Source organism: Microbacterium lacus, from assembly GCF_039531105.1.
Classification (GTDB): domain Bacteria; phylum Actinomycetota; class Actinomycetes; order Actinomycetales; family Microbacteriaceae; genus Microbacterium; species Microbacterium lacus.
This window is the reverse complement of record NZ_BAAAPK010000001.1, coordinates 648,957-674,224: the sequence shown is the minus strand read 5'-3', so window position 1 is coordinate 674,224 and position 25,268 is coordinate 648,957. Positions and strand designations below refer to the sequence as shown.

The 25,268-nt window shown below is 70.9% G+C and carries 31 protein-coding genes; 20 read left to right on the top strand and 11 right to left on the bottom strand.

Annotation, left to right across the window (positions count from 1 at the left end; all coding sequences use genetic code 11):
- Entirely contained in the window at window positions 1-1,053 is a 1,053-nt protein-coding gene (locus ABD197_RS03275) for an alpha/beta hydrolase (protein WP_344051552.1), read from the bottom strand.
- Between the two features lie 108 nt (window positions 1,054-1,161).
- On the opposite strand from ABD197_RS03275, the gene ABD197_RS03270 reads away from it, so the two are divergent.
- Window positions 1,162-2,727 (top strand): glycosyltransferase family 2 protein, encoded by a 1,566-nt coding sequence (locus tag ABD197_RS03270; protein ID WP_344051550.1) that lies wholly within the window; start codon window positions 1,162-1,164, stop codon window positions 2,725-2,727.
- Here ABD197_RS03270 and ABD197_RS03265 read toward each other — a convergent pair.
- Complete coding sequence (locus ABD197_RS03265; RefSeq protein WP_344051548.1) at window positions 2,687-3,400, bottom strand: NRDE family protein; 714 nt, start codon at window positions 3,398-3,400, stop codon at window positions 2,687-2,689. The genes ABD197_RS03270 and ABD197_RS03265 overlap by 41 nt on opposite strands.
- Window positions 3,401-3,432: 32 nt before the next feature.
- Here ABD197_RS03265 and coaBC point away from each other — a divergent pair, with 32 nt between their 5' ends.
- The 3 genes from coaBC to ABD197_RS03250 all read left to right on the top strand — a co-directional run bounded on the left by coaBC (window position 3,433) and on the right by ABD197_RS03250 (window position 7,076).
- Entirely contained in the window at window positions 3,433-4,641 is a 1,209-nt protein-coding gene (gene coaBC / locus ABD197_RS03260) for a bifunctional phosphopantothenoylcysteine decarboxylase/phosphopantothenate--cysteine ligase CoaBC (protein WP_344051547.1), read from the top strand.
- 261 nt (window positions 4,642-4,902) lie between these two features.
- Window positions 4,903-5,925 (top strand): pyridoxal-phosphate dependent enzyme, encoded by a 1,023-nt coding sequence (locus ABD197_RS03255; protein ID WP_425560995.1) that lies wholly within the window; start codon window positions 4,903-4,905, stop codon window positions 5,923-5,925.
- Complete coding sequence (locus tag ABD197_RS03250) at window positions 5,922-7,076, top strand: cystathionine gamma-synthase (protein WP_344051545.1); 1,155 nt, start codon at window positions 5,922-5,924, stop codon at window positions 7,074-7,076. The genes ABD197_RS03255 and ABD197_RS03250 overlap by 4 nt, the downstream gene beginning before the upstream one ends.
- 117 nt (window positions 7,077-7,193) lie before the next feature.
- On the opposite strand, the gene ABD197_RS03245 is transcribed toward ABD197_RS03250, so the two are convergent.
- The gene (locus tag ABD197_RS03245) at window positions 7,194-7,847 is read right to left on the bottom strand and encodes a TetR/AcrR family transcriptional regulator (RefSeq protein WP_425560994.1); all 654 of its coding nucleotides are present in this window, start codon (window positions 7,845-7,847) and stop codon (window positions 7,194-7,196) included.
- A 74-nt stretch (window positions 7,848-7,921) separates the two neighbouring features.
- Between ABD197_RS03245 and ABD197_RS03240 the strand changes: the two genes are divergently transcribed.
- The 3 genes from ABD197_RS03240 to paaZ are packed head-to-tail and all read left to right on the top strand — an operon-like array spanning window position 7,922 to window position 11,570.
- Complete coding sequence (locus ABD197_RS03240; RefSeq protein ID WP_344051541.1) at window positions 7,922-8,659, top strand: enoyl-CoA hydratase/isomerase family protein; 738 nt, start codon at window positions 7,922-7,924, stop codon at window positions 8,657-8,659.
- Window positions 8,660-8,697: 38 nt separating this feature from the next.
- The gene (locus tag ABD197_RS03235) at window positions 8,698-9,510 is read left to right on the top strand and encodes a 3-hydroxyacyl-CoA dehydrogenase family protein (RefSeq protein WP_425561028.1); all 813 of its coding nucleotides are present in this window, start codon (window positions 8,698-8,700) and stop codon (window positions 9,508-9,510) included.
- The gene (gene paaZ / locus ABD197_RS03230) at window positions 9,507-11,570 is read left to right on the top strand and encodes a phenylacetic acid degradation bifunctional protein PaaZ (RefSeq protein WP_344051538.1); all 2,064 of its coding nucleotides are present in this window, start codon (window positions 9,507-9,509) and stop codon (window positions 11,568-11,570) included. The genes ABD197_RS03235 and paaZ overlap by 4 nt, the downstream gene beginning before the upstream one ends.
- A gap of 1 nt (window position 11,571) precedes the next feature.
- Here the strand turns inward: paaZ and paaI are convergent, their stop codons facing one another.
- Window positions 11,572-11,976, bottom strand: a complete 405-nt coding sequence (paaI, locus tag ABD197_RS03225; RefSeq protein ID WP_344051536.1) for a hydroxyphenylacetyl-CoA thioesterase PaaI — start codon at window positions 11,974-11,976, stop codon at window positions 11,572-11,574.
- A gap of 49 nt (window positions 11,977-12,025) precedes the next feature.
- Here paaI and paaA point away from each other — a divergent pair, with 49 nt between their 5' ends.
- From paaA to ABD197_RS03190, 7 genes are read left to right on the top strand one after another with little or no spacing between them, the layout of a single operon-like run.
- On the top strand, window positions 12,026-12,976 hold the full coding sequence (gene paaA, locus ABD197_RS03220) for a 1,2-phenylacetyl-CoA epoxidase subunit PaaA (protein WP_344051534.1): 951 nt from the start codon (window positions 12,026-12,028) through the stop codon (window positions 12,974-12,976).
- Entirely contained in the window at window positions 12,976-13,281 is a 306-nt protein-coding gene (paaB, locus tag ABD197_RS03215) for a 1,2-phenylacetyl-CoA epoxidase subunit PaaB (RefSeq protein WP_344051532.1), read from the top strand. The genes paaA and paaB overlap by 1 nt, the downstream gene beginning before the upstream one ends.
- Window positions 13,278-14,099 carry a 1,2-phenylacetyl-CoA epoxidase subunit PaaC gene (gene paaC / locus ABD197_RS03210; RefSeq protein WP_344051530.1) on the top strand — a complete coding sequence of 274 codons (822 nt, stop codon included), beginning with the start codon at window positions 13,278-13,280 and terminating at the stop codon, window positions 14,097-14,099. Before paaB ends, paaC begins: the two co-directional genes overlap by 4 nt.
- Entirely contained in the window at window positions 14,096-14,575 is a 480-nt protein-coding gene (gene paaD / locus ABD197_RS03205; RefSeq protein WP_344051528.1) for a 1,2-phenylacetyl-CoA epoxidase subunit PaaD, read from the top strand. The genes paaC and paaD overlap by 4 nt, the downstream gene beginning before the upstream one ends.
- Entirely contained in the window at window positions 14,575-15,675 is a 1,101-nt protein-coding gene (paaE, locus tag ABD197_RS03200; protein ID WP_344051526.1) for a 1,2-phenylacetyl-CoA epoxidase subunit PaaE, read from the top strand. The genes paaD and paaE overlap by 1 nt, the downstream gene beginning before the upstream one ends.
- A gap of 22 nt (window positions 15,676-15,697) precedes the next feature.
- On the top strand, window positions 15,698-16,471 hold the full coding sequence (locus ABD197_RS03195; protein WP_344051524.1) for an enoyl-CoA hydratase/isomerase family protein: 774 nt from the start codon (window positions 15,698-15,700) through the stop codon (window positions 16,469-16,471).
- A 25-nt stretch (window positions 16,472-16,496) separates the two neighbouring features.
- The gene (locus tag ABD197_RS03190; protein ID WP_344051522.1) at window positions 16,497-17,267 is read left to right on the top strand and encodes an LLM class flavin-dependent oxidoreductase; all 771 of its coding nucleotides are present in this window, start codon (window positions 16,497-16,499) and stop codon (window positions 17,265-17,267) included.
- On the opposite strand, the gene ABD197_RS03185 is transcribed toward ABD197_RS03190, so the two are convergent.
- Entirely contained in the window at window positions 17,264-17,950 is a 687-nt protein-coding gene (locus tag ABD197_RS03185; protein ID WP_344051520.1) for a phosphatase PAP2 family protein, read from the bottom strand. The two genes, ABD197_RS03190 and ABD197_RS03185, sit on opposite strands and share 4 nt — an antisense overlap.
- Window positions 17,951-18,031: 81 nt before the next feature.
- Between ABD197_RS03185 and ABD197_RS03180 the strand changes: the two genes are divergently transcribed.
- Entirely contained in the window at window positions 18,032-18,472 is a 441-nt protein-coding gene (locus tag ABD197_RS03180; RefSeq protein WP_344051518.1) for a nitroreductase family deazaflavin-dependent oxidoreductase, read from the top strand.
- Window positions 18,473-18,474: 2 nt separating this feature from the next.
- Here the strand turns inward: ABD197_RS03180 and ABD197_RS03175 are convergent, their stop codons facing one another.
- Complete coding sequence (locus ABD197_RS03175) at window positions 18,475-19,458, bottom strand: NADP-dependent oxidoreductase (protein WP_344051516.1); 984 nt, start codon at window positions 19,456-19,458, stop codon at window positions 18,475-18,477.
- A gap of 118 nt (window positions 19,459-19,576) precedes the next feature.
- Window positions 19,577-20,518 (bottom strand): diacylglycerol/lipid kinase family protein, encoded by a 942-nt coding sequence (locus tag ABD197_RS03170; RefSeq protein WP_344051514.1) that lies wholly within the window; start codon window positions 20,516-20,518, stop codon window positions 19,577-19,579.
- Window positions 20,519-20,691: 173 nt separating this feature from the next.
- Here ABD197_RS03170 and ABD197_RS03165 point away from each other — a divergent pair, with 173 nt between their 5' ends.
- Entirely contained in the window at window positions 20,692-21,033 is a 342-nt protein-coding gene (locus ABD197_RS03165) for a hypothetical protein (RefSeq protein WP_344051512.1), read from the top strand.
- Here ABD197_RS03165 and ABD197_RS03160 read toward each other — a convergent pair.
- Both ABD197_RS03160 and ABD197_RS03155 read right to left on the bottom strand, forming a co-directional pair.
- Window positions 21,030-21,524 (bottom strand): GNAT family N-acetyltransferase, encoded by a 495-nt coding sequence (locus ABD197_RS03160; RefSeq protein WP_344051510.1) that lies wholly within the window; start codon window positions 21,522-21,524, stop codon window positions 21,030-21,032. The genes ABD197_RS03165 and ABD197_RS03160 overlap by 4 nt on opposite strands.
- A gap of 18 nt (window positions 21,525-21,542) precedes the next feature.
- Window positions 21,543-21,998 carry an SRPBCC family protein gene (locus ABD197_RS03155; protein WP_344051508.1) on the bottom strand — a complete coding sequence of 152 codons (456 nt, stop codon included), beginning with the start codon at window positions 21,996-21,998 and terminating at the stop codon, window positions 21,543-21,545.
- 168 nt (window positions 21,999-22,166) lie between these two features.
- On the opposite strand from ABD197_RS03155, the gene ABD197_RS03150 reads away from it, so the two are divergent.
- Window positions 22,167-22,508: a hypothetical protein gene (locus ABD197_RS03150; protein ID WP_344051506.1), complete on the top strand. Its 342-nt coding sequence runs from the start codon at window positions 22,167-22,169 to the stop codon at window positions 22,506-22,508.
- A 3-nt stretch (window positions 22,509-22,511) separates the two neighbouring features.
- Here the strand turns inward: ABD197_RS03150 and ABD197_RS03145 are convergent, their stop codons facing one another.
- A complete protein-coding gene (locus ABD197_RS03145) occupies window positions 22,512-22,967 on the bottom strand; it encodes a MarR family transcriptional regulator (RefSeq protein ID WP_344051503.1) in 456 nt (151 codons plus the stop codon).
- Window positions 22,968-23,119: 152 nt separating this feature from the next.
- Here ABD197_RS03145 and ABD197_RS03140 point away from each other — a divergent pair, with 152 nt between their 5' ends.
- Window positions 23,120-23,458 (top strand): DUF7882 family protein, encoded by a 339-nt coding sequence (locus ABD197_RS03140; RefSeq protein WP_344051501.1) that lies wholly within the window; start codon window positions 23,120-23,122, stop codon window positions 23,456-23,458.
- Window positions 23,459-23,484: 26 nt separating this feature from the next.
- Here ABD197_RS03140 and ABD197_RS03135 read toward each other — a convergent pair whose 3' ends face one another.
- Window positions 23,485-24,024, bottom strand: a complete 540-nt coding sequence (locus tag ABD197_RS03135) for a YaeQ family protein (protein ID WP_344051499.1) — start codon at window positions 24,022-24,024, stop codon at window positions 23,485-23,487.
- Between the two features lie 59 nt (window positions 24,025-24,083).
- On the opposite strand from ABD197_RS03135, the gene ABD197_RS03130 reads away from it, so the two are divergent.
- Window positions 24,084-24,494 carry a TOBE domain-containing protein gene (locus ABD197_RS03130; RefSeq protein WP_344051497.1) on the top strand — a complete coding sequence of 137 codons (411 nt, stop codon included), beginning with the start codon at window positions 24,084-24,086 and terminating at the stop codon, window positions 24,492-24,494.
- Entirely contained in the window at window positions 24,494-25,267 is a 774-nt protein-coding gene (gene modA / locus ABD197_RS03125) for a molybdate ABC transporter substrate-binding protein (protein WP_344055783.1), read from the top strand. The genes ABD197_RS03130 and modA overlap by 1 nt, the downstream gene beginning before the upstream one ends.
- Window position 25,268 lies beyond the last annotated feature (1 nt).

Here is a 25,268-nt window from a genome sequence, read left to right as displayed (position 1 = left end):
TCAGCGCTCGTGCAGGCGAGCGAGCGTGCTGACGACCTCCGCGTGCCAGCGGCGAGCAGCGGGCAGCGCCCCGGTGAACATCCACGTGTCGTGCGTGACCCCGAGATAGCGCACCGCGCTCGCCTCGACCCCGGCCGCGCGCAGCTTCGCCGCGTACGCCGCCCCGTCGCCGCGGAGCGGGTCGTACTCCGCGGTGAGGATCACCGCCTCCGGAAGGCCCGCGTGCGAGGCGGCCCGGAGGGGTGAGGCGAGCGGATCGCGCGCATCCGCCGGCGAGGCGAGATACGTGCGCGCGACCGACCGCAGCTCGCGCAGGGCGATCACGCTCGGGATGCCGAGCGCCCACGTCGCGCGCAGATCCAGGTGCCGGCCGGTGAGGTCCGTCACCGGCACCTCGAGCAGCTGCAGGCGGATCGGAATGCCGCTCCGATCGCGGTTCGCGATCGTCAGGGCGGCGGCGAGGGACCCGCCCGCCGAGATACCCGCGACGCCGATGCGGTCGGCATCCACCCCGATCTCGGCGGCGTGCGCGTGGATCCACGCCAGCGCCGCGCGCGCCTGTTCGATCTGCGTCGGGAACCGGTGCTCGGGGGCGAGCGCGTAGTCGACGGCGGCGATCGCGACGCCCGCCTCCGCGGCCCGGCGCCGGTTCGCGGCGTCCGTCGTCGGATAGTCGATGCCGCCGATGCGGAACGCGCCGCCGAAGAACGACAGCCAGACCGGCGGGGTCTCCGCGGTCGGCGGGTGGTAGATCCGCACCCGGACCGAGGGGTATCCGGGGACCTCGACCGTGTGCTCGCTCGTGCGCAGCTCGGGGCCGGGCGTCCCGACGGTCTTCAGCTCGGTGCGGTCCCACGCGAGAGCAGCGCGTCGGTGCCGCTCGCGCGGGGTCAACGCGCGGCCCCGCCGCGGGGCGGGGGCCGCGGCATCCGTTTCCCCCCGCAGCCGCCGCCACCACCGCGTCACGCGGGAGCGCAGCGGCGCGATCCGCTGCCCGATCAGGTACCGCCGGTGCACGCGCAGGCGCTCGGCGAAGAAGGGATCGAGCGGCATCGTCCCATCCTGCCCCTTCGAGCGGACGGTGGATGCCGCGGCACAGCATACGGCGGGCGGATGCGCAACCCTCCGCCGGTTCTCAGGCGGCGGGTGTTGCCTCGCCCTGTGTCCGCCCATCACTCCCCGCCCCACGTCAGCGTGATCGTCCCGGTGTACGAGCCCGGCCCGACCTTCGACGACCTGATCGCGTCCCTGGATCGCCAGACGATTCCGCCCGGTGCTTTCGAGGTTCTCCTGTGCGACGACGGATCCGGCGAGACGACGCGCGCGCGGCTCGCGGAGGTCGCCCGCACCCGGCCGCACGTGCGTGTCCTGACGCTGCCGCACACCGGCTGGCCGGGGACGCCGCGCAACCACGGGATCGACGCGGCGCGCGGGCGGTACGTGTTCTTCGCCGACCAGGACGACCGCCTCTATCCCGACGCCCTCCGCGCGCTCGCCGCGTACGCCGACGCGCACACGTCGGACGTGGTGATCGGCCGGGTCGTCGGGATCGGCCGGGACATCCCGCGCTCGGTGTTCCGGCGGGACATCCCTCGCGCCGAGCTCGGGCGCGACCCGTTGCTGGCGCTGCTGACGCCGCACAAGCTCTTCCGGACGGCGTTCCTCCGAGATGGCGGCATCCGCTATCCGAACGGCCGCGTGCGGCTGGAGGATCATCTGTTCGTGATGGAGGCCTACTTCCGGGCACGGACGATCTCGATCCTCGCCTCGACGCCCTGCTACGCGTGGCTGAAGAACGCCGGCAGCGCGAGCTCGTCGCGCATCGACCCCGAGACGTACTTCCCGCACCTGGAAGCCGTGCTCGACCTCGTGGAGCGCAACACCGAACCGGGAGCCCTGCGGGACACCCTGCTGCGGCATTGGTACCGCGGCAAGATCCTCGGGCGGCTCGGCGGAAAGCGGATGCGGCGCTACCCGGCCGCCTACCGCGAGCGGTTCCTGGACGCGGTGATCCCGCTCGCCCAGCGCCGGTTCGGGTCTTCCGTCGAGGACGGACTGCCGCTTCCGCTCCGGGTGCGCTCGAGCGCGCTGCGGGCGGGCCGTCGCGAGGACCTCCTGCGCCTGGCCGACTACGACGCCGGCCTGCGCGCCGACGCCCGCATCGTGGCGGCGGAGTGGACCCGCGGCAAGATCGCGCTCACGATCCGCGCGCGCGTGCTCGACACGGACGGCGAGGACCTCACGCCGGACGGCATCGGGCGTGCGCTCGGCCTCGTGATCCCGCCGGGCACGGCGGCGCCGGCGGACCGGGTCGAGCTGCGGCTCGAAGCGTCGCCCGACGCCTTCGAGCGCCGCATCCCCGGTGCGTCGGCGCCCGGGCTGCGCGACGCGCGCGTCGTGATCGACCCGGTCCGCGTGTTCGCGCGTCAGGATCCCTCGGTCGGCGGACGCCTGCGCGCACACGTGCGACGCCTGGGGTGGACCTTCGATGTCCCGCTGCATGCCGATCCGGGGATACTTCGCGCCCTCGGGCCGTCACCGGTGTGGGCCGGGCGCCGGTGCGCCCTCGTCGAGGGCCGCGACGGCGTGGAGCTGCGCCGTCAATGGCCCGCCGGCATTGCGCGCGATCTGATCGCGCGCGGCGCGCGGCGGGCGCGGGGCATGCTCAGCGCATCGCGGCGGGCGCTCAGCGCAGCGCCGCGGGCGTCCACGTCCCCGGGGTCGTGAACGGCGCATCGCGGACGTCGAACTCGGCATCCCCGACCGAGGCGACACACACGAGCAGCGAGTAGGAGGGGACGCCCTCGAAACTCTGCCGGCGGATGATCGCCGCCGGGTCGTCGCCCGGTAGGTCGGCGGTGCGCTCGACGATGTCCAGCCACGGCTTCCACCATGCGGCGCCCGCGGGAGCGGCATCCTGGAATTCGGGGAGCCACCGGGCGATCCTCGGCGTCTCGGGGTCGTCGACGTCGTCGTGCGCGACCATGTGGATGCCGGGCGGCAGCTCCGTCGTCCGGGAACACAGTCCGTCCCACGCGGTGACGCGGGCGGTGTGCGCCGTCACCTCGACGAGGTTGAACCCGCGCGTCTGCGGGCTGTCGCCGACGGCGCGCCCGGCGGCGGCATCCAGCGCCACCGCACCCCGGGTCGTGACCTCGTCGTCACGGCGGTCGGACAGATCATGGCGGTTCAGCAGGACCGCGAGCGTGCGGGCCTGTTCGTTCGCGGCGAGCCAGGCTCCGCCCGCGCGCGCGTCCCGGATGCCGATCACGCCGGGGTGTGTCTGCGGCCACCACGGGCCGAGGCGATCCCAGGGCCGTCCCGGATCCTCGTCGCGGACGGCGAGGAGGCGGACCGGGCTCGACGAGTCGTCGGGGACGCTGATGATCACGGTGCACACGTCGGCGCCTTCCTGCGTGGGACAATCGGGCCGTGTACGTCATCGTCGGAGTGACGGGCGGGATCGCCGCCTACAAGACCGTGCAACTCGTGCGCCTGCTGGTGCGGGACGGACACGAGGTGCACGTGATCCCCACCGAGGACGCGCTGCGATTCGTGGGCACGCCGACGTGGGAGGCCATCAGCCGTCATCCGGTCACCACCTCCGTGCACGACGACGTCGCGAAAGTCCGCCACGTCGCGCTCGGGCAGGCGGCCGATCTCGTGATCGTGGCGCCGGCGACGGCGAACTTCCTTGCCAAGACGGCCGCCGGATTGGCCGACGACCTGCTGGGGACGAGCCTACTCGCGACGACGGCACCGGTCGTGGTGGCCCCCGCGATGCACACCGAGATGTGGCGGCATCCGTCGACCGTGCACAACGTCGCCGTCCTCCGCGAGCGCGGCGTGCACGTGGTGGGCCCCGAGGACGGACCGCTGACCGGCGGTGACGTCGGCCCCGGACGCATGACCGAACCCGAGGCGCTGCACGCATATGCCTCCGCACTCATGAACCGCAGGCGCGACCTGTCCGGGCTGCGCGTCGTGGTCTCCGCGGGCGGCACGCGGGAGCCGATCGATCCGGTGCGCTTCCTCGGCAACCGCTCGAGCGGGCGACAGGGGGTCGCCGTCGCGCGGGCCGCAGCCGACCGCGGCGCGTCGGTCGCGCTCGTGGTCGCCCACGCGGATGCCGACGCCCTCGCCCCCGCGATCGGTCGCGCCGGCATCGAGCTCGTGCGGGTCGGCACGGCGGCCGAACTCGGCCGCGCCGTCACCGAGCGCGCGGTGGACGCGGATGTCGTGGTGATGGCGGCGGCGGTCGCCGACTATCGGGTGGCCGAGACCGCGGACCGCAAGCTCGCGAAGGAGGACACCGGCGGGGTCCTCACGCTGCAGCTCGTCGCGACCGAGGACATCCTCGCCGGCCTCGTACGCGGTCGGCGCGACGGGCAGACGATCGTCGGGTTCGCCGCCGAGACCGAGACGGATGCCGATGCCCTGCTCGACCGCGCGCGCCGGAAGCGCCGCCGCAAAGGTGTGGACCTGCTCGCCGTCAACGAAGTGGGCTGGCAGAAGGGGTTCGAGAGCGCAGAGAACGCCCTGACGATCCTCGGTGCCGAGGACGAGGTGGTCGCCCAGGTCTCCGGGAGCAAGCGCGAGGTCGCCGACGCGCTCTGGGACGCGGTGCTGACCTCCCGCTGACCCGCTTTCCCCCCGAGATGGTCCCCTCTCCGGCGAGATGGTGGGTTTTCGCCCGAGAATGCCCCCACCACCTCGGCAGAAGAACCACCACCTCGGCGGGAAACCCACCACCTCGGGGGAAGAACCACCACCTCGGCGGGAGGGGTTATGGTGGAGGGGTGCTGACCTGTCGTTGTTGTCGCTGAGCGCCTCGCGCTCGCCTTCGACGACCCCAGCCACCCGCCGCGCCCCCGCGCGCGGCCCTTCCCTCAGGACACCACCGTGCGCTACGCCGAGAACATCACCGACCTGGTCGGCAACACCCCCCTCGTCCGCCTGAACCGCGTCACCGACGGCATCCGCGCCACGGTGCTCGCGAAGATCGAGTACTTCAACCCCGGCGGCTCCGCGAAGGATCGCATCGCGCGGAACATCGTCGACGCGGCCGAACGCGACGGCCTCCTCCGCCCGGGCGGCACGATCGTCGAGCCCACGAGCGGCAACACCGGCGTCGGCCTCGCCCTGGTCGCCCTGCAGCGCGGCTACCGGATGATCTTCGTCGTCCCCGACAAGTTCGCCGGTGAGAAGGTCGACGTGCTCCGGGCCTACGGCGCCGAGGTCGTCATGACGGACACGAGCGTCGAGCCCGACGACCCCCGCTCGTACTACAGCGTGTCCGACCGCCTCGCCCGTGAGATCCCCGGCGCATTCAAGCCGAACCAATTCGCGAACCAGAACGGTCCGCGCGGTCACTTCGAGACCACGGGACCCGAGATCTGGCGCGACACCGAGGGCCTGGTCACCCACTTCGTCGCTGGCATCGGCACCGGCGGCACGATCACCGGCACCGGCCGCTACCTGCGCGAGCTCTCGCAGGGTGCGGTGCGGATCATCGGAGCCGACCCGGAGGGCTCGATCTACTCCGGCGGGCCGATCCACGGCTATGCGGTCGAGGGCGTCGGGGAGGACTTCTGGCCCGAGACGTTCGACCCGACGGTCGTCGACGAGTACCACCGTGTCAGCGATGCGGAGTCCTTCGCGATGACGCGGCGCCTCGCCCGCGAAGAGGGCCTCCTCGTCGGCGGCTCGAGCGGCATGGCCGTGGTCGCTGCCCTCCGCACCGCCCGCGACCTTCCCGCGGACGCCGTCGTGGTCGTCCTGCTGCCCGACCACGGCCGGGCGTACGTCAGCAAGATCTTCAATGACGCGTGGATGACCGACCGCGGTTTCGCCACGACCGACACGACTCCGGATGCCGCCGCCCCGGCATCCGCCACGATCAGCACGACCGGGAGCAACGCATGAGCGAGCACATCCGCGGCTTCGACAGTCTCGCCGTCCATGCCGGCCAAGAGTTCGATCCGACCACCGGCGCCGTGATCCCGCCGGTGCACTTCTCCACGACCTACGCGCAGGACGGGATCGGCGGACTCCGCGGCGGCTACGAGTACGGACGCAGCGGCAACCCGACCCGCACGGCGCTGCAGACCCAGCTCGCCGCGATCGAGCACGGCCGCCACGGTCTGTCGTTCTCGTCGGGTCTCGCCGCCGAGGACGCGCTGCTGCGCGCGGTGCTGAAGCCCGGCGACGACGTGCTCCTGTCCGACGACGTGTACGGCGGCACCTACCGGCTCATCGCCCGGATCCTCGGACCGTGGGGCGTGGGCCTGCGGGTCGTGGACATGACCGATCTCAGCCAGGTGGCCGCTGCACTCGAGGAGAAGCCCGCGAAGGTGCTGTGGGTCGAGACGCCGAGCAACCCGCTGCTGCGCATCACCGACATCGCGGGTCTCGCGAAGCTCGGACGGGATGCCGGTGCCCTGGTCGTGGTCGACAACACGTTCGCGTCCCCGGCCCTGCAGCAGCCGCTGCGGCTCGGGGCGGACGTCGTCGTCCACTCTGCGACGAAGTACCTCGGCGGGCACTCCGACGTCGTGGGCGGCGCGCTCGTGATGAACGACGACGCCCTGGCCGAGAGCGTCGGGTTCCTGCAGTTCGCCGCCGGCGCGGTCTCAGGACCCATGGACGCGTTCCTCACGACGCGCGGAATCAAGACGCTCGGCATCCGGATGCAGCGCCACAGCGAGAACGCGGCCGCCGTCGCGTCCTTCCTCGAAGGCCACGATCGCGTCGCGAAGGTGTACTACCCCGGGCTGTCCTCGCACCCGGGTCACGAGCTGGCGGCGTCGCAGATGTCGGCGTTCGGCGGCATCGTCTCGCTCGCCCTCGCCGACGGCGCAGCGGCACGGAGGTTCGCGGAGTCCACGCGCGTGTTCCAGCTCGCCGAGTCGCTCGGCGGCGTCGAGTCGCTCGTGAACTACCCGGACGCGATGACGCACGCCTCCGTGCGAGGCACCGAGCTCGCCGTCCCCGAGGAGGTCGTCCGGCTGTCGGTCGGCATCGAGAGCTCCGAGGACCAGTTGGCCGATCTCGAGCAGGCGCTCGCCGCGCTCTGAGCCCGGGCCCGCTCAGGCCGCCCCGCGGTCGCGGCACGTGCGCCGCCTCGCGGCACGCCGTGCATGACGGGCCGCGAGCGATTCGGAGGGCCGCGAAGGCCGAGTCGCGCGCGCCGCTCAGCGGGTGCGCAGGCCGTCGAGCGCGACGCGCAGCACGTCGTCGGCGAGGTCGTCGGCGCCTTCGGCGCCCGTCGGGCGGTACCACTCCACGATCGAGTTGACCATGCCGAACACGAGGCGGGTCGCCACAGACGGGTCGACGTCGGCGCGCACCGAGCCCTCCGTCTGCGCGTCGCGCACGAGGGCGGTGATGCGGTGGTCGAACGCGCGGCGGCGCACGAGGGCATCGCGCTCGACCTCGGTGTTGCCGCGGACGCGCAGCAGCAGGGTGACGTACGGCAGCTTCTCGACGAGCACGCGGACGGCTCCGCGCAGCACGAACTCAAGCCGCTCGCCGGCGGCGCCCGCACTCGCACCCGGCTGCGCGAGCACACCCTCGAGGCCACCCAGAGCCTCATCGAGGGCGACGCCGAGCAGATGCTCCTTCGAGTCGAAGTGGTGGTACAGAGCCGATTTCGTGAGGCCCAGCCGCTCGGCGACCGCGGCGACCGACGTCGCGTCGTACCCGTGCGCGATGAACACCTCGACGGCCGCCGCGAGGATCTGGTCGCGGTCATAGCCCGGTCGTCCGCGACGGGCGGGGGCGGATGCCGGGGCGTCGGTCACCCGCTCAGTCTGACACCCGCCGCCCGGGTTTGCCCGCGCGGGCATGCCTGGCATACTGATTTCCTGAACGCTCGGTCGGTAATGGACCGGCGGCCGGACACCGCAGTCAGGAGCAGCACATGGGCCCGTTGCGCATCGAGCGCCTGCCCGACCGGGTCGTGGCCACCCTCGATCGTCCGCACAAGCGCAATGCGATCGACCAGGCCACCGTGGACGCACTGCACGACCTGTGCGCCGAACTGGAGCGCGAGCCGCGAACGCTGATCCTGACCGGCGCGGGCGGCGACTTCGCCGCGGGCGCCGACATCGCCCAGCTCCGCGATCGCCGCGCGGCCGACGCGCTCCGCGGTATCAACGCGTCCGCGTTCGGACGCGTCGGTGCGCTGCCGATGCCGGTGATCGCGGCGATCGACGGTTACGCGCTGGGCGGCGGCGCCGAGCTCGCCTACGCGGCCGACATCCGGATCGGCACCGGCGCGATGAGGATCGGCAACCCCGAGCCCCGGCTCGGCATCCTCGCGGCGGCAGGCGCCACGTGGCGTCTGCGCGAGATCGTCGGGGACGGCCGTGCGAGCGAGATGGTGCTGACCGGGCGGATCATCGAGGCCGACGAAGCCCTCGCCATCGGCCTGGTCTCGAGCCTGCACCCGGCTGAGGAGCTGCTGCCCGCCGCCCATGCGATCGCGGACCGCATCGCGGCGAACGATGCGCTCGCCACCCGGCACACCAAACGCGCACTGCGGGCACCGCGGGAGCGGCATCCCGAGATCGACGGAGAACTGCAGGCGGAGCTGTTCGAGAGTCCCGAGAAGCACCGGCGCATGACCGCGTTCCTCGAGCGATCGGCGGCCCGGTGAGAGCGCCGCGCACGGTCGGCGTGCTGGGCGGCGGGCGGATGGGCTCCGGGATCGCCCACGCGTTCCTCCTCGCCGGCAGCAGCGTCGTCGTCGTCGAGCGCGACGCGGCCGCAGCCGAGGACGCGACCGTGCGCATCCGCCGAGACATCACCCGATCGCTCGAGCGCGGCGCGACGGTGCTCACCGCCGACGAGCTGGTCGACGCGCTGTCGACGGGAACGGATGCCGCCGCCTTCGCGGACTGCGCACTCGTCGTCGAGGCGGTCCCGGAGGACGCGGAGCTGAAGAGGCAGGCGCTCGAGCGCGTGGAGAGGGCAACGCCCGACAGCACCGTGCTCGCCTCGAACACGTCGTCGATCCCGATCGATGAGCTCGCCGCCCCGCTCCGCCGCCCCGGGCGCTTCGTCGGGCTGCACTTCTTCAATCCGGTTCCGGCCTCCGCGCTCGTCGAGATCGTCCGGGGGCGGGCGAGCGACGACGAGGTCGTCGACGCCGCACGCGGGTGGGTCGACGCCCTCGGCAAGACGCCGATCGTGGTGCGCGACTCCCCGGGATTCGCCTCGAGCCGGCTCGGCGTCGCCCTGGGTCTCGAGGCGATCCGCATGCTCGAGGAGGGGATCGCCACGGCCGAGGACATCGACGCCGCCATGACGCTCGGGTACCGGCATCCGATCGGCCCCCTGCGGACGACGGATCTCGTGGGCCTGGACGTCCGCCTCGGCATCGCCGAGGAGCTTCACGCGCGGCTCGGCGAGCGCTTCGCCCCGCCCGAGCTGCTGCGCCGGATGGTGGCCGAAGGCCGGCTCGGACGGAAGACCGGAGAGGGGTTCTACCGATGGGAGAACGGATGACGCTGCCGAGTTACGTCCAGGGCCACTGGTGGTCCCCCGACGCGGATGCCGAATCGACGCTCGTGCGCGATGCGACGACCGGTGCGGAAGTCGCCCGCGTCAGCACCGCGGGGCTCGATCTCGCTGGCGCGCTCGCCTACGCCCGGACCGTGGGGCAGCGCAGCCTCGGCGCACTCACGTTCCACCGGCGCGCGGTGCTGCTCAAGCAGTTCGCCCTCGCGCTGACCGAGCGCAAGGACGAGCTCTACGAGATCTCGACGCGGACCGGTGCGACGAAAGCCGATTCGTGGGTCGACATCGACGGCGGCATCGGCGTGCTGTTCTCCTACTCGGGCAAGGGCCGGCGCGAGATGCCGAACGCCCACGTGTACGTCGACGGACCCGTCGAGCCGCTCTCGAAGGACGGCTCGTTCCTCGGACGTCACATCTACACCCGACTGCCGGGCGCGGCCGTGCAGATCAACGCGTTCAACTTCCCCGTGTGGGGCGCGCTCGAAAAGCTCGCCCCCGCCTTCCTCGCCGGGATGCCGACCCTGATCAAGCCGGCGACGCCGACGGGCTACCTGACCGAGGCGTGCGTGCGGATCCTCGTCGAGACCGGTCTCGTCCCGGACGGCGCGCTGCAGCTCGTCAGCGGACCGGTGCCCGACCTGTTCGATCACCTGCGCCTGGGCGACCTCGTGGCGTTCACCGGCAGTGCCGCGACCGCCGAGAAGCTCCGCGCGCACGAGTGCGTGCAGACCGGCGGCGTGCGGTTCTCGAGCGAGACCGACTCGATCAACGCCTCGATCCTCGGTCCGGACGCCGAGCCCGGCACGCCGGAGTTCGAGGCGTTCGTGCGACAGCTCGTCACCGAGCTGACCTCGAAAGCCGGGCAGAAGTGCACCGCGATCCGCCGATCGCTCGTGCCCTCGGCATCCGTCGACGCGCTGATCGACGCGGTCCGCACGCGCCTGTCCGAACGCGTCGTGGTCGGCGATCCGCGCGCGGACGGCGTCACGATGGGCCCGCTCGCCTCGACCGCGCAGCGCGACGAAGTGCTCCGGCAGGTCGCGCGGCTCCAGGCGGCCGGCGGTGAGATCGTGATCGGCTCGACCGAGGCGCCGTCCGTGACGCACGCCGACGGTTCGGTGGGACCGGCCCCCGACGGCGCGTTCGTCGCGCCGATCCTGCTGCGGTTCGCGGATGCCGCGGCCCCGGCCGTGCACGAGGTCGAGGCGTTCGGCCCCGTCGCGTCGATCCTGCCGTACGAGACCACGGCGGAGGCCGCGGATCTGGTCGCCCGCGGCGGCGGATCGCTCGTCACGAGCATCGCCACCCACGACCCGGAGGTCGCGGTCGAGCTCATCGGACGCATCTCGGCGTTCAACGGACGCGTGCTGCTGCTGGACCGCGACGACGCGCGCTCCTCCACCGGTCACGGCTCGCCGCTGCCGAACCTCGTGCACGGCGGTCCGGGGCGCGCCGGTGGGGGCGAGGAGCTCGGCGGGATCCGGGCCGTGCTGCATCACATGCAGCGCACCGCGGTGCAGGGCTCGCCCGACATGCTCACCGCGCTCACCGGCGTGTGGCATCCGGGCGCCGCCGCGCAGCCCGGGGGCGTGCACCCGTTCCGCAAGTCGCTCACCGACCTGCGGCTCGGCGATCAGGTCGTGTCGGACACGCGCGAAGTGACCCTCGCCGACATCGAGACGTTCGCCCACTTCACCGGCGACACGTTCTACGCCCACATGGACGAGGAAGCGGCATCCGCCAACCCCTTCTTCCCCGGGCGGGTCGCGCACGGATATCTGCTCGTCTCGTGGGCGGCCGGCCTGTTCGTCGACCCCGCGCCCGGGCCGGTGCTGGCGAACTACGGCCTGGAGAATCTGCGCTTCGTGACACCCGTGTCGCCGGGCGATGAGATCCGGGTCGAGCTCACCGCGAAGCAGATCACCCCGCGCGAGACGGACGAGTACGGCGAAGTGCGGTGGGATGCCGTGATCCGCAATCAGCGCGACGAGCTCGTCGCGCAGTACGACGTGCTGACGCTCGTCGAGAAGGAGCTCTCCAAGGCCTGACCTACTCCGCGACGGTGCGGTCGGTCGTGAGCGAGCGGCCGCGCATCTCCGCCACGACGTCGCCGGTCTCGTCGGCGACCGTGACGTCGTACAGGCCCACGCGCCCGCGGCGGGCGCGGCGCACCGCGGTCGCGGTCAAGGTCTGCCCCGCCACCGTGGACGTCAGGAACGTGATGTCGGCGCCCTGGGCGACCGTGATGCGCTCGTCCTCGTTGCACGCGATCGCGAAGGCCGTGTCGGCGAGCGCGAACACCAGGCCGCCGTGCGTGATGCCGAAGCCGTTCGTCATGTCCTCGCGCACGAGCATGGACACGACGGCGCGACCGGGCTCGTCGTGCTCGACGACCATGCCGAGGGATGCCGAGGCGAGGTCGCGCGCCATCATCGCTTTCGTGGGCCTCTCCATGTCTGGCATAATATCTGAACGATCGTTCTGTAAAACATCGGAGTCGAAGATGACCACGTCCAGCACCCCCGAGGAGCGCTTCGAGCAGATCATCGCGGCCGACTCCCGGGTCGAGCCGCGCGACTGGATGCCCGAGGCGTACCGCAAGACGCTCATCCGTCAGATCTCGCAGCACGCGCACTCGGAGATCATCGGGATGCAGCCCGAGGGCAACTGGATCACCCGCGCACCGAGCCTGAAGCGCAAGGCGATCCTGATGGCGAAAGTTCAGGACGAAGCGGGCCACGGTCTGTACCTGTACTCGGCGGCGCAGACGCTCGGGATGCCGCGCGAGCAGATGACGCAGGACCTGATCGACGGCAAGGCGAAGTATTCGTCGATCTTCAACTACCCCACCCCGACCTGGGCCGACATGGGCGCGATCGGGTGGCTCGTGGACGGCGCGGCGATCTGCAACCAGGTGCCGCTGTGCCGCGCGTCATACGGGCCGTACGCACGGGCGATGGTGCGCATCTGCAAGGAGGAGTCGTTCCACCAGCGCCAGGGCTTCGAGATCCTGCTGTCGCTCATGCAGGGCACCGACGCGCAGCGGCGCATGGCGCAGGACGCCGTGGACCGCTGGTACTGGCCGAGCCTGATGATGTTCGGGCCCCCCGATGAGCAGTCCCCCAACTCGGCCCAGTCGATGGCGTGGAAGATCAAGCGGTTCTCGAACGACGAGCTGCGCCAGCGCTTCGTCTCGATGCTCGTCCCCCAGGCCGAGGCCCTCGGTGTCACGCTGCCCGACCCGAACCTGCGCTGGAACGCCGAGACAGGGCGGTACGACATGAGCGAGATCGACTGGACCGAGTTCTTCGACGTGCTCGCCGGCCGCGGCCCGATGAACGCCGAACGACGGCGGGCCCGCCGCGAAGCGCACGAGAGCGGCGCCTGGGTGCGCGAGGCCGCGGCGGAGTACGCCCGCAAGCAGGCCCTGCGCTCCGAACGGGCGGTGGCGTGATGGCGACTCCGGGATCCTCGCCGGCCGAGAGCTGGCCGCTGTGGGAGGTGTTCGTCCGCGCGAGCCGGGGCCTCAGCCATGTGCACGTCGGGTCGCTGCACGCCCCCGACGCCGAGATGGCGGTCCGCAACGGCCGCGACCTGTACACCCGGAGAGGGGAGGGCGTCTCGATCTGGGTCGTGCCGGCGGAGGCGATCACGACGAGCGACCCCGACGCGAAAGGCGCGTTCTTCGAAAGCCCCGCAGGCAAGAACTACCGCCACGCGGTGTACTACACCGCCTCCGAGGGGGTGCCGCACCTGTGAGCGATCTGCACGGGGACGTCACCGTCGACGAACTGCGGCTCGCCGACGAGCTCACGGGGGCGGATGCCGCCCCTCCCGCCTCCGCCGACGTCGCGGAGTACGCGCTCTGGCTCGGCGACGACGCGCTGATCCTGTCCCAGCAGCTCGCCGGCTGGATCGCGCACGCCCCCGAGCTCGAAGAGGACGTCGCCCTCGGCAACATCGCCCTCGATCTCCTCGGACACGCGCGCTCGCTCCTGCACTACAGCGGCACCGCGGACGGCCGATCCGAGGACGACCTGGCATACTTCCGCGGCGAACCGGACTTCCGCAGCGCCTGGCTCATGGAGCAGCCCAACGGCGACTTCGCCCAGACGATCGCCCGGCAGCTCGTCGCGGCGACCTTCATGTTCGAGCTCCACACCGCCCTGCAGGACTCGACGGACCCCACGCTCGCCGCGGTCGCCGCGAAGGCGGTCAAGGAGGTCGACTACCACCGCGACCACGCGATCCAGTGGACGCTGCGCCTCGCCGGCGGCACGGAGGAGTCTCGCGCACGGATGATCCGCGCGATCGGCGACATCTGGCCGTACGGCGACGAGCTGTTCCGCGATGAGGCGCTCATCGAGCGGCTCCCGGGCATCGCGGTCCGCCCCTCGACGCTGCGCCCCGGATTCGATGCCGTGATCGCCGCGGTGTTCGCCGAGGCCGAGCTCGAGGTGCCGCAGGGCTTCGTCTCATCCGGAGGCGGGCGGCGCGGCATCCATTCACCGCATCTGGGCTTCATCCTCGCCGAGATGCAGGTGCTCGCCCGTCAGCATCCGGGGGCGACGTGGTGATCACGCGCGACGAGGCCTGGGCGGTCGCGGCGACCGTGACCGACCCGGAGGTCCCGGTCCTCACGATCGAGGACCTCGGGGTGCTGCGTGCCGTCGAGGTGGACGGCGACCGGGTCGTCGTCACCCTCACGCCGACCTACAGCGGATGCCCCGCGATCGACACGATGCGCGACGACGTGGTCCTCGCGCTCACCGCCGCGGGGGTTGGGGACGTCCGTGTGCAGACCACGCTCGCCCCGGCGTGGACGACGGAGTGGATGACGGATGCCGGCAAGCAGAAGCTGACCGCGTACGGGATCGCGCCGCCGCACGGAGCGCCCCCGTCCGGCCCGATCCGGGTCCGCCTGGCCGTGAAGTGCCCGCGCTGCGGCTCGCTGCGCACGCGCGAGCTGTCCCGCTTCGGCTCGACGGCCTGCAAGGCGCTGTACGAGTGCCAGGACTGCCTCGAGCCCTTCGATCACTTCAAGGCGCTGTGATGACGACCGCCACCCGGCGCCGCGCGCGGTTCCACGAGCTCGAGATCCTCTCGGTCCGGCCGCTCACCGCGGACAGCATCGAGGTCACCTTCGGCGTCCCGCCGGAACTCGCAGACGACTACGCGTACCTCCCCGGTCAGTACGTCGCGCTCCGCGCCAACGTGGACGGCCACGAGGTGCGCCGCAGCTACTCGATCTGCCGCCCCCCGCAGCCGGGATCGATCAGCGTCGGGATCAAGCGCGACCTCGGCGGCCTGTTCTCCGTGTGGGCGCACGAGAACCTCCGTGCGGGCGTCCGCCTCGAGGTCATGAGTCCCGAGGGAGGGTTCACCTCGAAGCTGCCCGACCTCGCGCACGCCCACCTCGTCGGGATCGCCGCGGGCTCCGGCATCACGCCCCTCATGGCCCTCGCCGCGCACGTGCTCGCCTCGTCGGATACGGCACGGTTCTCGCTGATCTACACGAATCGCGCGACCCAGGACGTGATGTTCCTCGAAGAGCTCGCCGACCTCAAGGACCGCTACCCGGCGCGCCTCGCGCTGCATCACGTCCTCTCCCGCGAGCAGCGTGCGGCACCGCTGCTGTCGGGCCGCATCGACGCGACCAGGCTCGAGACGATCCTGGACACTCTCGTTCGGCCCGAGACCGTCACCGAGTGGTTCCTGTGCGGCCCGTTCGAACTCGTGGCGCTGTGCCGCGAAACGCTGCAGGCGCGCGGCGTGCCGGCATCCGACATCCGCTTCGAGCTGTTCACGACGGATGCCGACTCCCCGCGCACGGACCGCGGACGTCCCGTGCAGACGCGGGAGGGCGAGCCGACCGTGCAGATCGAGTTCACGCTCGACGGCCTGTCCTCGCGGGTGGAGTCACCGGTCGCGGCGAACGAGGCGATCCTGGATGCCGCCCTCCGCGTTCGCGGCGACGTGCCGTTCGCGTGCGCCGGGGGCGTGTGCGGCACGTGCCGCGCCCGGCTCGTGTCGGGCAGCGTCCGCATGACGGAGAACTACGCTCTCGAACCCGACGAGCTCGAGCGCGGGTACGTCCTGACGTGCCAATCGCACCCGACCAGCGGGCGCATCGTCGTGGACTACGACGGATGAGTCGGTGAAGGAAGGCGTGAGCATGATCGAGGTCGAGATCGACGGGGCCGTGGCGAGGATCACGCTCAACGCCCCCGCCAAGCGCAACGCCCTGGACGAACGCGCGCTCATCGATCTCTCGGCGGCGTACGACGAGGCCGAAGCCGCGGGCGTGCGGGCGCTCGTGCTCAGCGGCGCCGGTCCGGCCTTCTGCGCCGGTCGCGACATCGCGGGCGTCGACCCTCGTGACGACGACGTGCAGGGCTACCTCGGCGGGCTGGTCACTCCGCTCCTGCGGAAGATGTCGGCGTTCCCCGCCCCGACGTTCGCGGCCGCCCACGGCGCATGTCTGGGGGTCGGCCTCGGCCTCCTCATCGCGACCGATGTCGTGTACGTCGCCGATTCGGCGCGCATCGGGTCGCCGTTCGCCGCCCTCGGCGCGACGCTGGATTCCGGCGGCCACGCCCTGTTCTTCGAGCGGCTCGGCGCCCACAAGACCCTCGACCTCATCTACACGGCGCGGCTCATGACCGGCACCGAGGCGGTGCAGTCCGGGCTGTTCTCCCAGGTCTTCCCCGCCGATGAGCTCCTCGCACATACCGAGGAGGCCGCGACGCGAGCTGCCGCCGGTGCGACGCAGGCCTTCGTCGCGAGCAAGACGCTCATCAGTCGCCTTCGCGACGAGCGCCTGGGGCTGTGGGACGCGATGGCGCTCGAGAACAGCGCTCAAGTGGCGCTGTGCGACACCGAGGACTACCGCGAGGGCTTCGCGGCGTTCCAGCAGAAGCGCGCCCCGCGGTTCGGTGGAGGCCGCTGACGAGCGGATGCGGCAAGCTCGGAGCATGACCCGAACCGGTGTCCTCTCCCTCGGAATCGCCGCGGCGATCGGACCGCAGCGCGCCGCGGCGTTCGCCGCCGGCGCGGAGGCCGCGGGCTTCCACGCGCTGTGGGTCAACGACACCCCCGGCGCCGATGCGCTCACTCTGCTCGAGGCGGCAGCCGCGGCGACCTCCACCCTCACGCTCGCGACCGGCGTGCTGCCGCTGGACCGGTGGAGCGCCGCGGCGATCAGCGAGCGGGTGCGTGCCCTGCCGCAGGAGCGCGTCGTGATCGGGGTCGGCGCGGGCGGCATCCGCACCGGCGCCCTCGATCTCGTGCGCACGACCGCCGCCGACCTCCGCGCCGGGACCGCCGTCCGTGTCATGGTGGGCGCGCTCGGTCCGCGCATGCGCCACCTGGCCGCAGCAGATGCGGACGGGCCGCTGCTCAGCTGGCTCGACCCGGCGACCGCGTACGTGCAGGCTGCACAGGCACATGCGGTCGACCCCGCCGCCCACGTCGCGCTGTACGTGCGCACGGCGCTCGACCCGGACGCGCCGGAGCGCCTGCGAGAAGAGACGGGCCGCTATGCGGGCTTCCCGTCGTATGCGGCGAACTTCGCTCGCCTGGGGCTGAATCCCGACCGGACGGTGCTGGATGCGGCCGACCTCGGCTTCGGGGAGCGCCTGGCGCAGTACCGCGCGGCGGTCGACGAGGTCGTCCTGCGTGCCATCACCGCGACCGACGACGCGGCCGCCGACCACGCGTTCCTCGAGAGCGCCGCGGCGCTCTAAGCGGGCGCGGCGCCGAGCTTCTTGCGGGCGCGCCGATCCCGCAACGCTTCGACCGCGCACCAGACGAGGGTTGCGACCGCGATCCCCTCCAGCATCCCGGCGACGACATCACTCAGCCAGTGCGCGTGCAGGTACGTGCGACCCCACATCATCCAGACGACCCACACCGCGCCGATTGTCCAGATCCACCACCTGCGGAACAGCAGCGCGAGGGTCACGACGAACGTCGTCGCGACGGCGGTGTGGCCCGACGGGAAGGAGGTCGCCACGCTCTCGGCGAGCGAATCCCCCGGCCGCGCCCGCGCGATGATCGCCGCCATCGGTGCACCGATCGCCACCACCAGCGCGATCGCGATCGCCATGTTCAGTGAGTCCCACCGTCGCTTCCGCCAGTACAGGACGATCACGGTCAGCAGCGCGATCGCGAACATCCCGATCGTGCCGCCGACGATCGCGGGAATCCAGGCCAGGATCAGTCCCGGCGGCGTCTCGATGCTCACCATGAGCTCGTTCCACCACTCGTCGATCCCGAGCGGCTTGTGATCGTCGATCGCCACGACGAAGCGCAGGATCACGAACAGCACCGTCGCGAGAATGCCGACCACGAGGGCGATCATGCGCCGGGCGTCGGGTTCGACGGATTCGACGGCTTGCGGGGGTACCGAGGGTGCGTCCGTGCTCACGCGCCCACGCTACCCGCACGCGCGCCGTCGGGTGAGGGCTTGCGCGGCGGGAGTTCCCTCCGTCCGACGTAGGCTTCACGCATGGCAGCGCACACGGTGGTCGACTTCGGGCACCGGATGCTCAACCGCCTGCACCGCGGCATCCTCGCCGTCACCGGGGGGCGTCTGGGCTGGCGGATCGGCCCGATGCCGGTCGTCGAGCTGCATACGGTCGGGCGCACCTCCGGCGCGCGGCGGAGCGTCATGCTCACCGCGCCGGTGCACGACGGCGACACGTACGTGCTCGTCGCCTCGAAAGGCGGGGACGACCGGCATCCCGCGTGGTACCTCAATCTGCTCGCGCACCCCGACGTGGAGCTGACCATCGGCGGCACGACGGTCCCGATGCGGGCCCGGACGGCGAGCGCCGCCGAGCGCGCCGAACTCTGGCCCCGCATCACGCGCGCCTACCGGGGCTACGCCGGGTATCAGCGCAAGACGGACCGGCTGATTCCGGTCGTGATCTGCGAGCCGCGCCCGTAGCTTCAGGCCGAGGCCTCGTGGACGTCGCGGGCTTTCAGCGTGCGGAATGTCGTGACCATCCGGGTGCCGATGAGCACCTTGCCGCGCGAGTGGAGCTTGTCCAGATCCCGGTACGCGTCTCCGATCTCTTCCAGCGGATACAGGCCTGAGACCAGCAGCGTGAACGCGCGGATACGGGCAAGTTCGGCGAGGCGGGCGAGCAGGCTCGTACCGTAGGCGATCGATTCCGCATCATCGCGCAGCAGCTTCACCTCGGTGTGCCGGCGATCCTCGCTCGAGCGGTAGCGGCTCGCCGGCACGCCGAGATCTTCGGCGAGCGCGTGACCGTCTTGGCCGAAGTTGTCGATGAGCGCCGTGACCGGCCCCCCGGCGGCGGCGCGGATGCGATCGGCGATGCCCTCGCCGTAGCGCACCGGTTTGATGCCGAGCTGACGCAGGTAGTCGAAGTTGCGGTCGCCGCACGTGCCGATCACGCGGGCGCCGCGGTGTTTGGCGAGTTGGGCCTCGATGCTTCCGACCCCGCCGGCGGCCGCGGAGATCACGACCGTGTCCTCCGGACCGATCTTGAGCTGGTCCAGGGTGTCCAGCGCCGTGGCACCCGCGAGGAAGAGCCCTCCCGCGGTCTCCCACGACACCTCTTTCGGCTTGACGACGAGGGCCGCGTTCGGAACGGTCACGTGTGTCGCCTGCGCCCCGGCACGCACGTGACCGATCACCTCGGTCCCCGGCTTGAACGTGCCGTCGCCGGCGACGACGACCCCGGCGAAGTCGCTCCCCGACCTCCGCGGCCACGGATCGGCATCCCACTCGGTCTCGCGGCCGGCGCGGATGAAGCCGTCGATGTGGCTGATCCCCGCGCAGATCACCTCGACGGTCGCCTCGCCCGGCCCGGGAACCGGCACGTCCGTCGGTCTGAGCTCCAGCACGTCGGCATCGCCGGTGCGGTCGTACTCGACGACCTTGGGGGTCTCCTGCTTGCGTGCCATGGCCGACGCACCTCCGGTTCTCACGAACGTCGCGTGCCGGCGGATGCGGCTTCCTCGCGCGCTCACCTCATATGATGAGGCCGATTCACCGGGGCAGGGCGCGGAATGGCGAAACCGGTCAGCGCACCCGGATCGCGGCCGGCTGGATCGTGACGGTGAATGACGTCGTCTCGCCGATCTCCTCGCCGTCGATCTCGAAGGCCCGCGCCTCAGGGAGGGTCACCTCGATCTTCTTCGCGCGACCGTGCCCGACGGCATCCGTGCTCGTCAGATCGTCCTTCTTGGTGATCAGCCGCATCAGACCGTTGTCCCACATCATCGTCTTGAGTGTGCCCGCCCATTCGCCGAAGCCCTCCGCGCTCAGCACGAGGTAGTCGAGCTCTCCGTCGTCGGGGAGCGCATCGGGTAGGAGTGTGATGCCGCCCTGCAGGCTGCCGCAGTTCGCGATGAGCAGCGTGTGCCCTTCCTCGTCGCGCGGCGGGTTGCCGTCGGTGGTGATGTGGAACGGCACGACCTCGCTCGCCGCGAGCGCGCGGCCGAGCGACTCCACGTAGGCGAGCCACCCGGCCTTGCTCTTCAGATCCTCATCCGTCTCGGCGATCATCTGGGCGTCGATGCCGAACCCGACCATGACCGCGAAGGCGTGACGTTCCACGCCCTCGGCGAGCTCGACCTCCACCCAGCCGATGTCGATCGCGCGCTCCGCGTCGCCGAGGGCGCGCACGAACGCGGCCGGGACGTCGTTGATCGGGACGTCGAGGTTCCGGGCCAGGAGATTCCCCGTCCCGAGCGGGATGATCCCGAGGACGGCGTCGGCGGCCGCGTCGGCGAGGTGCTCGGCGACCGCGCGGACCGTTCCGTCACCCCCGGCAACGACGATCAGGTCGGCGTCTGCCGCGAGCGCGTCACGAGTGGCGCCTCGGCCCGGATCGTCCTTCGTCGTCTCCCACCACGTCACCGTCGGCGCGGTGGCCTCGTCGATCGCTTCGGCGAGGCCGGACTCGAGCGTTTCCTTCTCGGTCTTGGACGGATTCCAGACGACGGCGATGTGCGAGGTCATTGCACGGCTCTTCTCATTCGGATGCTGCGCCGCGAAGTGGGGCGCTGTTAGCACGATAGATCCCCGTGGTCGGCGGGGGGCACCCTTGACACCGACGATGCGGCGGGATGGCACGGACGGCGGGATCCCGCAAGCCCCCCGTCCGATCCCGCTCCGCGCACCACGATGGGATCATGATGACTCTGCACTACACCGGCGGCGCGGTCATGATGGCCGACGACGTGGCAGAGGCCGTCCTGCACTACGCACGTGAGCTCGCCGCGACGCAGAGGTCCGATGTGCTCATCGTCCCCGTCGTGGACGCGGCGGGCATCCTCACGACGGCGGAGTTCCTCATCGGGCCCGCGAGTCAGCTCCTGGCGATCCCGGTGGACGGCGCGACGGAGCGCGGTCGCGACCAGAACGTCATCGACGACATCGACCGGCGGACGCAGTCGCTCCGGCCACCGGCGGCGGGCACCCGGCGATTCGTCGGACCGGATCTCGATCAGGACCTCGACCTCTCGGCGCCCTAGTCCGATGGCGCGGCGGCGTGACCCAGACGCTTCCGGAAGTAGATCTCCTGGATGCCACCGCCCTGCTCCACACGCTGCGTCTCCACGTATCCGCAGCGCTCGTAGAGCCGGATGTTGGCCTCGCTGAGGCTGCCGGTGAACAGCTCGGCCTCCGCCGCACCGGACGCCTGTTCGGCCGCCTCCAGGAGCGCCTGCCCGATGCCGGCGCCCTGCTGGTCCGGTGCGATCGCGATGCGCCCGATCAGCAGCAGATCGCCTTCCCGCCGTGTGCGGATCGCCCCGACCAGACGGCCGGATCTGCGTGCGACCCACCCGTCGGCATCCCGCAACTCGGCCTCGAGCTCGTCCAGCGTCTGCACGAGCGGCGGCATGTCGACGGACTGATAGATGATCGCCTCGGAGACGAAGGCCGCACGCTGGATCGTGAGCACCTCGCCGGCATCGGCCGCGGAGATCGGCGAGATCTCGATGTCGTCGTGCGATGCCGTCACGATGTCCTCCGCCGCCGGTCAGGCCGGGACGTCGCCGCGCCAGGCGCCCGTCTCGACGCCGCGCGCCTCGATGAACTCCTTGAAGTTCTTCAGATCCTTCTTCACCGCGTGCGAACCCGCCCCGATGAACGAGCCGACCTTCTCGAGAAGGCCTTCCGGCTCCCAGTCGATCTGCACGGTGACGCGCGCCGAGGTGTCGGTCAGCTTGTGGAAGGTCACGACACCGGCGTGATGGGTCTCGCCGCCGACGCTGTGCCACGCGACGCGCTCATCGGGGTGCTGCTCGGTGATCTCCGCATCGAACTCGCGCTCGGCGCCGCCGACCTTGACCTTCCAGTGCGTGTGGGTCTCATCCAGCTGCGTGATGGACTCCACCTCGTCGAGGAACTTCGGGAAGCTCTCGAACTGGGTCCACTGGTCGTACGCCGTCCGCACGGGCACGTCGACGTCGATCGTCTCGATGATCTGCACCATTGTCTGCTCCTCTATCGGGGTTCGGGGTACCTGATCATTCAGCCGCACGCGTGCACTTTCGCGAGGGGGGTTGACAGGCACATGCCGGATCACTGTTCGCGCGCGTGCAACTTCACCCATAATTGGGGAAGCGGGGAGGGATTCCCGCACCAACGAGAAAGCAGCGCGATGCCGTTCCGGACCTTGAGCACCCTCCAGTCGTGGCTGGACGAGTTCGCGACGCTCGGTTATCCGCTGAACGGATCCGCGAAGGTCGTCCCCCAGGACGACTTCGAGGGCGAAGACACCGGTCTCGTCGTCTTCCAGCTCATGAACGCCCCGACGCACGCGTATCTCGCTCCCGAGCCCGGCTCCCACGAATGGCGGGTCACCATGGAAGCTCGGGAGGTCCCGGCCACCATGACCGCGGCCGACGTGCTCAAGCTCTCGTACGAGCTCTCCGTCGTCGCGGCGCTCGGAACGTTCTTGCAGGCCAAGTCCTACGCTTTCCTGCACGGCGCGACGGACTGACGCTCAGATCCGCGCCTGCTGCGCCGCGACCGTGAACCCGTCCAGCGCCTCCGCGAATCGCCCCGCGTCGTTCTGATCCGACCGCTCGATCGCCGCGCTGAAGGCGTCGTCGAATCGGGTGAGCACGTTCCAGGGCTCGCCCTTCAGGTCGGCGATGACCGTGAGCCTGCTCACGCGGCGATCGTCCCTGTCGACGTCGCGTCGCACGGCGCCGCGCTCGACGAGTCGATCGATCAGCGTCGTGACGCCGGCCGAGGTGATGCCGAGGTAATCGCGCAACTCGCCGGGGCGCGTGCCGGGGTTGGCCGCGATGTGAAGCAGCGCGCGCGCGTCGAGCTCGTTGACACCCAGGAGCAGGCGGGCGGCGAGGAGTGCGGCGTTGCGCGCATCGACGTATCGACGCAGAGCTACGGCCAGCGCGGGGAGCGAAGAGGATGAGGGCGAGATCATCGCTGCCATCTTCCCACCTCCTCGATCGACTTTCCGCCACGCTACCAGATCCTCTAGTGAGACTAACTGTTCGAGAACTTATCTAAATTTGCGAGATATTCGTGCTACGGTTGTCCCGTCGATTGGGGTCGGCATCCACTCAACCGCGAAGGAGATCTCGCATGGGGTACCTGTTCTACGGAAACACCGCCGAACCGATCGAGATTCCGGATCGTCTTCTGGCTCACATCAAGGTCGTGATCGCGACGAAGCTGCGCCGGAGCGAAAGCTTCACTCTCACCTGGCGCCATACCGAGGACATCCCCGGAGGGCGCTCGACGATCTGGCTGCAGCCCGCCATCCCCCTCCGCTTCGTCTTCACCTCCGAGTCCGAGACCCTCGACCACGAACTCCTCGCGCGCTTCGCGCAGGCATCCAACTCGTCGCAGGGGCTCACGATCGAGCTCGACATGCTCAAAGAGCAGCCGAGGAAGAACGCAGCCCTGGCCGGAGCCGCCTGACGCCGAACTGCCGCCGGCGGTCGGGCTCAGACGGCTGGGTGGTCAAGGATCGGCGAGCTGAGGCTCGTCCCGTTCAGGTCGAGATACAGCTCGCGCTCGGTGACCGAGACCGTCATCTCGTTACGCCGCTCCAGCGCGGCCACGGCCGCGTCCACGAAGCCCGGCGCGAAGCTGTGCAGCGTGATGTCCTCGACGTGGTGGATGCGCTTACCCGCCCACGGCGCCCTCACCTTCGCGGGGTCGCGATGCGTGTACACCGTGACGCGATCCGCGAGCTTGCTGCCGTGGTGCAGACGCTCGGCATCCGGGGCCCCGACCTCGATCCAGACCGTCACGCGCCCGGTGAGGTCGCGGACGAGCACGGCCGGCTCGTCGGTGGAGGAGATGCCCTCACTGAACGCGATGCCCTCCTCGTACTCGAGGCAGTACGCCAGGACGCGGGTCATCATGTATGCCTCGGTCTCGGACGGATGCCGCGCCACGCGCAGCGCGAGCTCGTGATAGACACCGCGGTCGACGTCGGCCAGCTGCACGGTGAACGTGTGGATGGTTGCGCCGAGGGCCATGGGACACCAGCCTAGGGCTGGCCCTGCAAGTCCGTATATGCGGACGTAGACTGAGCTTCATGCCGCAGATACGGGTGAAGGATGCCGCCACCTACCTCGGCGTCAGCGATGACACGCTGCGCCGCTGGATCGAGAACGGCGTGCTCTCCAGCGCCCGCGATGCATCGGGACGCACCGTCGTGGACGGCCTGGAGCTGGCCGCGCTCGCCCGACGCAACGCGGTCGTCCCCGCCGATCCGAGCGGGATCGGCCGGTCCGCCCGCAACAGCTTCGTCGGACTCGTGACCGAGGTGCTCTCCGACACGGTCATGTCGCAGGTGGAACTGCAGTGCGGACCGCACCGCGTCGTGTCGCTCATGAGCACCGAGGCTGTGCGCGAGCTCGGGCTCGTCCCCGGCTCGATCGCCACGGCGATCGTGAAGGCGACCAACGTGATCGTCGAAACTCCCCTGGGGAAGGCCACGCCGTGATGCGAACTGCGGCGGTGGCGGCGGCAGTCATCGGGGCATTCCTCCTGGGCGGGTGCACCACCCCGAGCCCGTCCCCGGATGCCTCGCGCGGCGTGCTCGCGGGCTCGATCACCGTGTTCGCCGCCGCCTCGCTGAAGACGACGTTCGCCGAACTCGCCGAACGGTTCGAGGCTTCTCACCCCGGCACGACCGTCGATCTCAACTTCGCCGGCTCCGCAGATCTGGTCACGCAGATCACCGAGGGCGCTCCGGCCGACGTGTTCGCCTCAGCGGACCAGAAGAACATGGCCAAGCTCACCGACACCGGCCTGGTCGAGGGCGACCCTGTCGACTTCGCGACGAACACGCTGGAGATCGCTGTACCACCGGACAACCCCGCCGGGATCGCGGCGTTCGCCGATCTCGCCGATCCGGGGCTGAAGCTCGTGATCTGCGCTCCGGAGGTGCCGTGCGGCGCGGCGACCGTCACCGTCGAACAGGCGACGGGCGTGACACTCACCCCGGTCAGCGAGGAGTCGTCGGTGACGGATGTGCTCGGCAAGGTCACCTCGGGCGAAGCTGATGCGGGGCTGGTCTACATGACGGACGTGATCGCCGCCGGCGACGCGGTGACCGGCATCCCGTTCGAGGAATCGGATGAGGCGGTCAACGTGTATCCGATCGCCTCGCTCGACGAATCAGACGCTCCGGACATCGCCGCCGCCTTCGTCGCGTTCGTCACGAGCGCCGAGAGCCGTGCCGTGCTCAAGGCCGCCGGCTTCGGAAAGCCCTAGC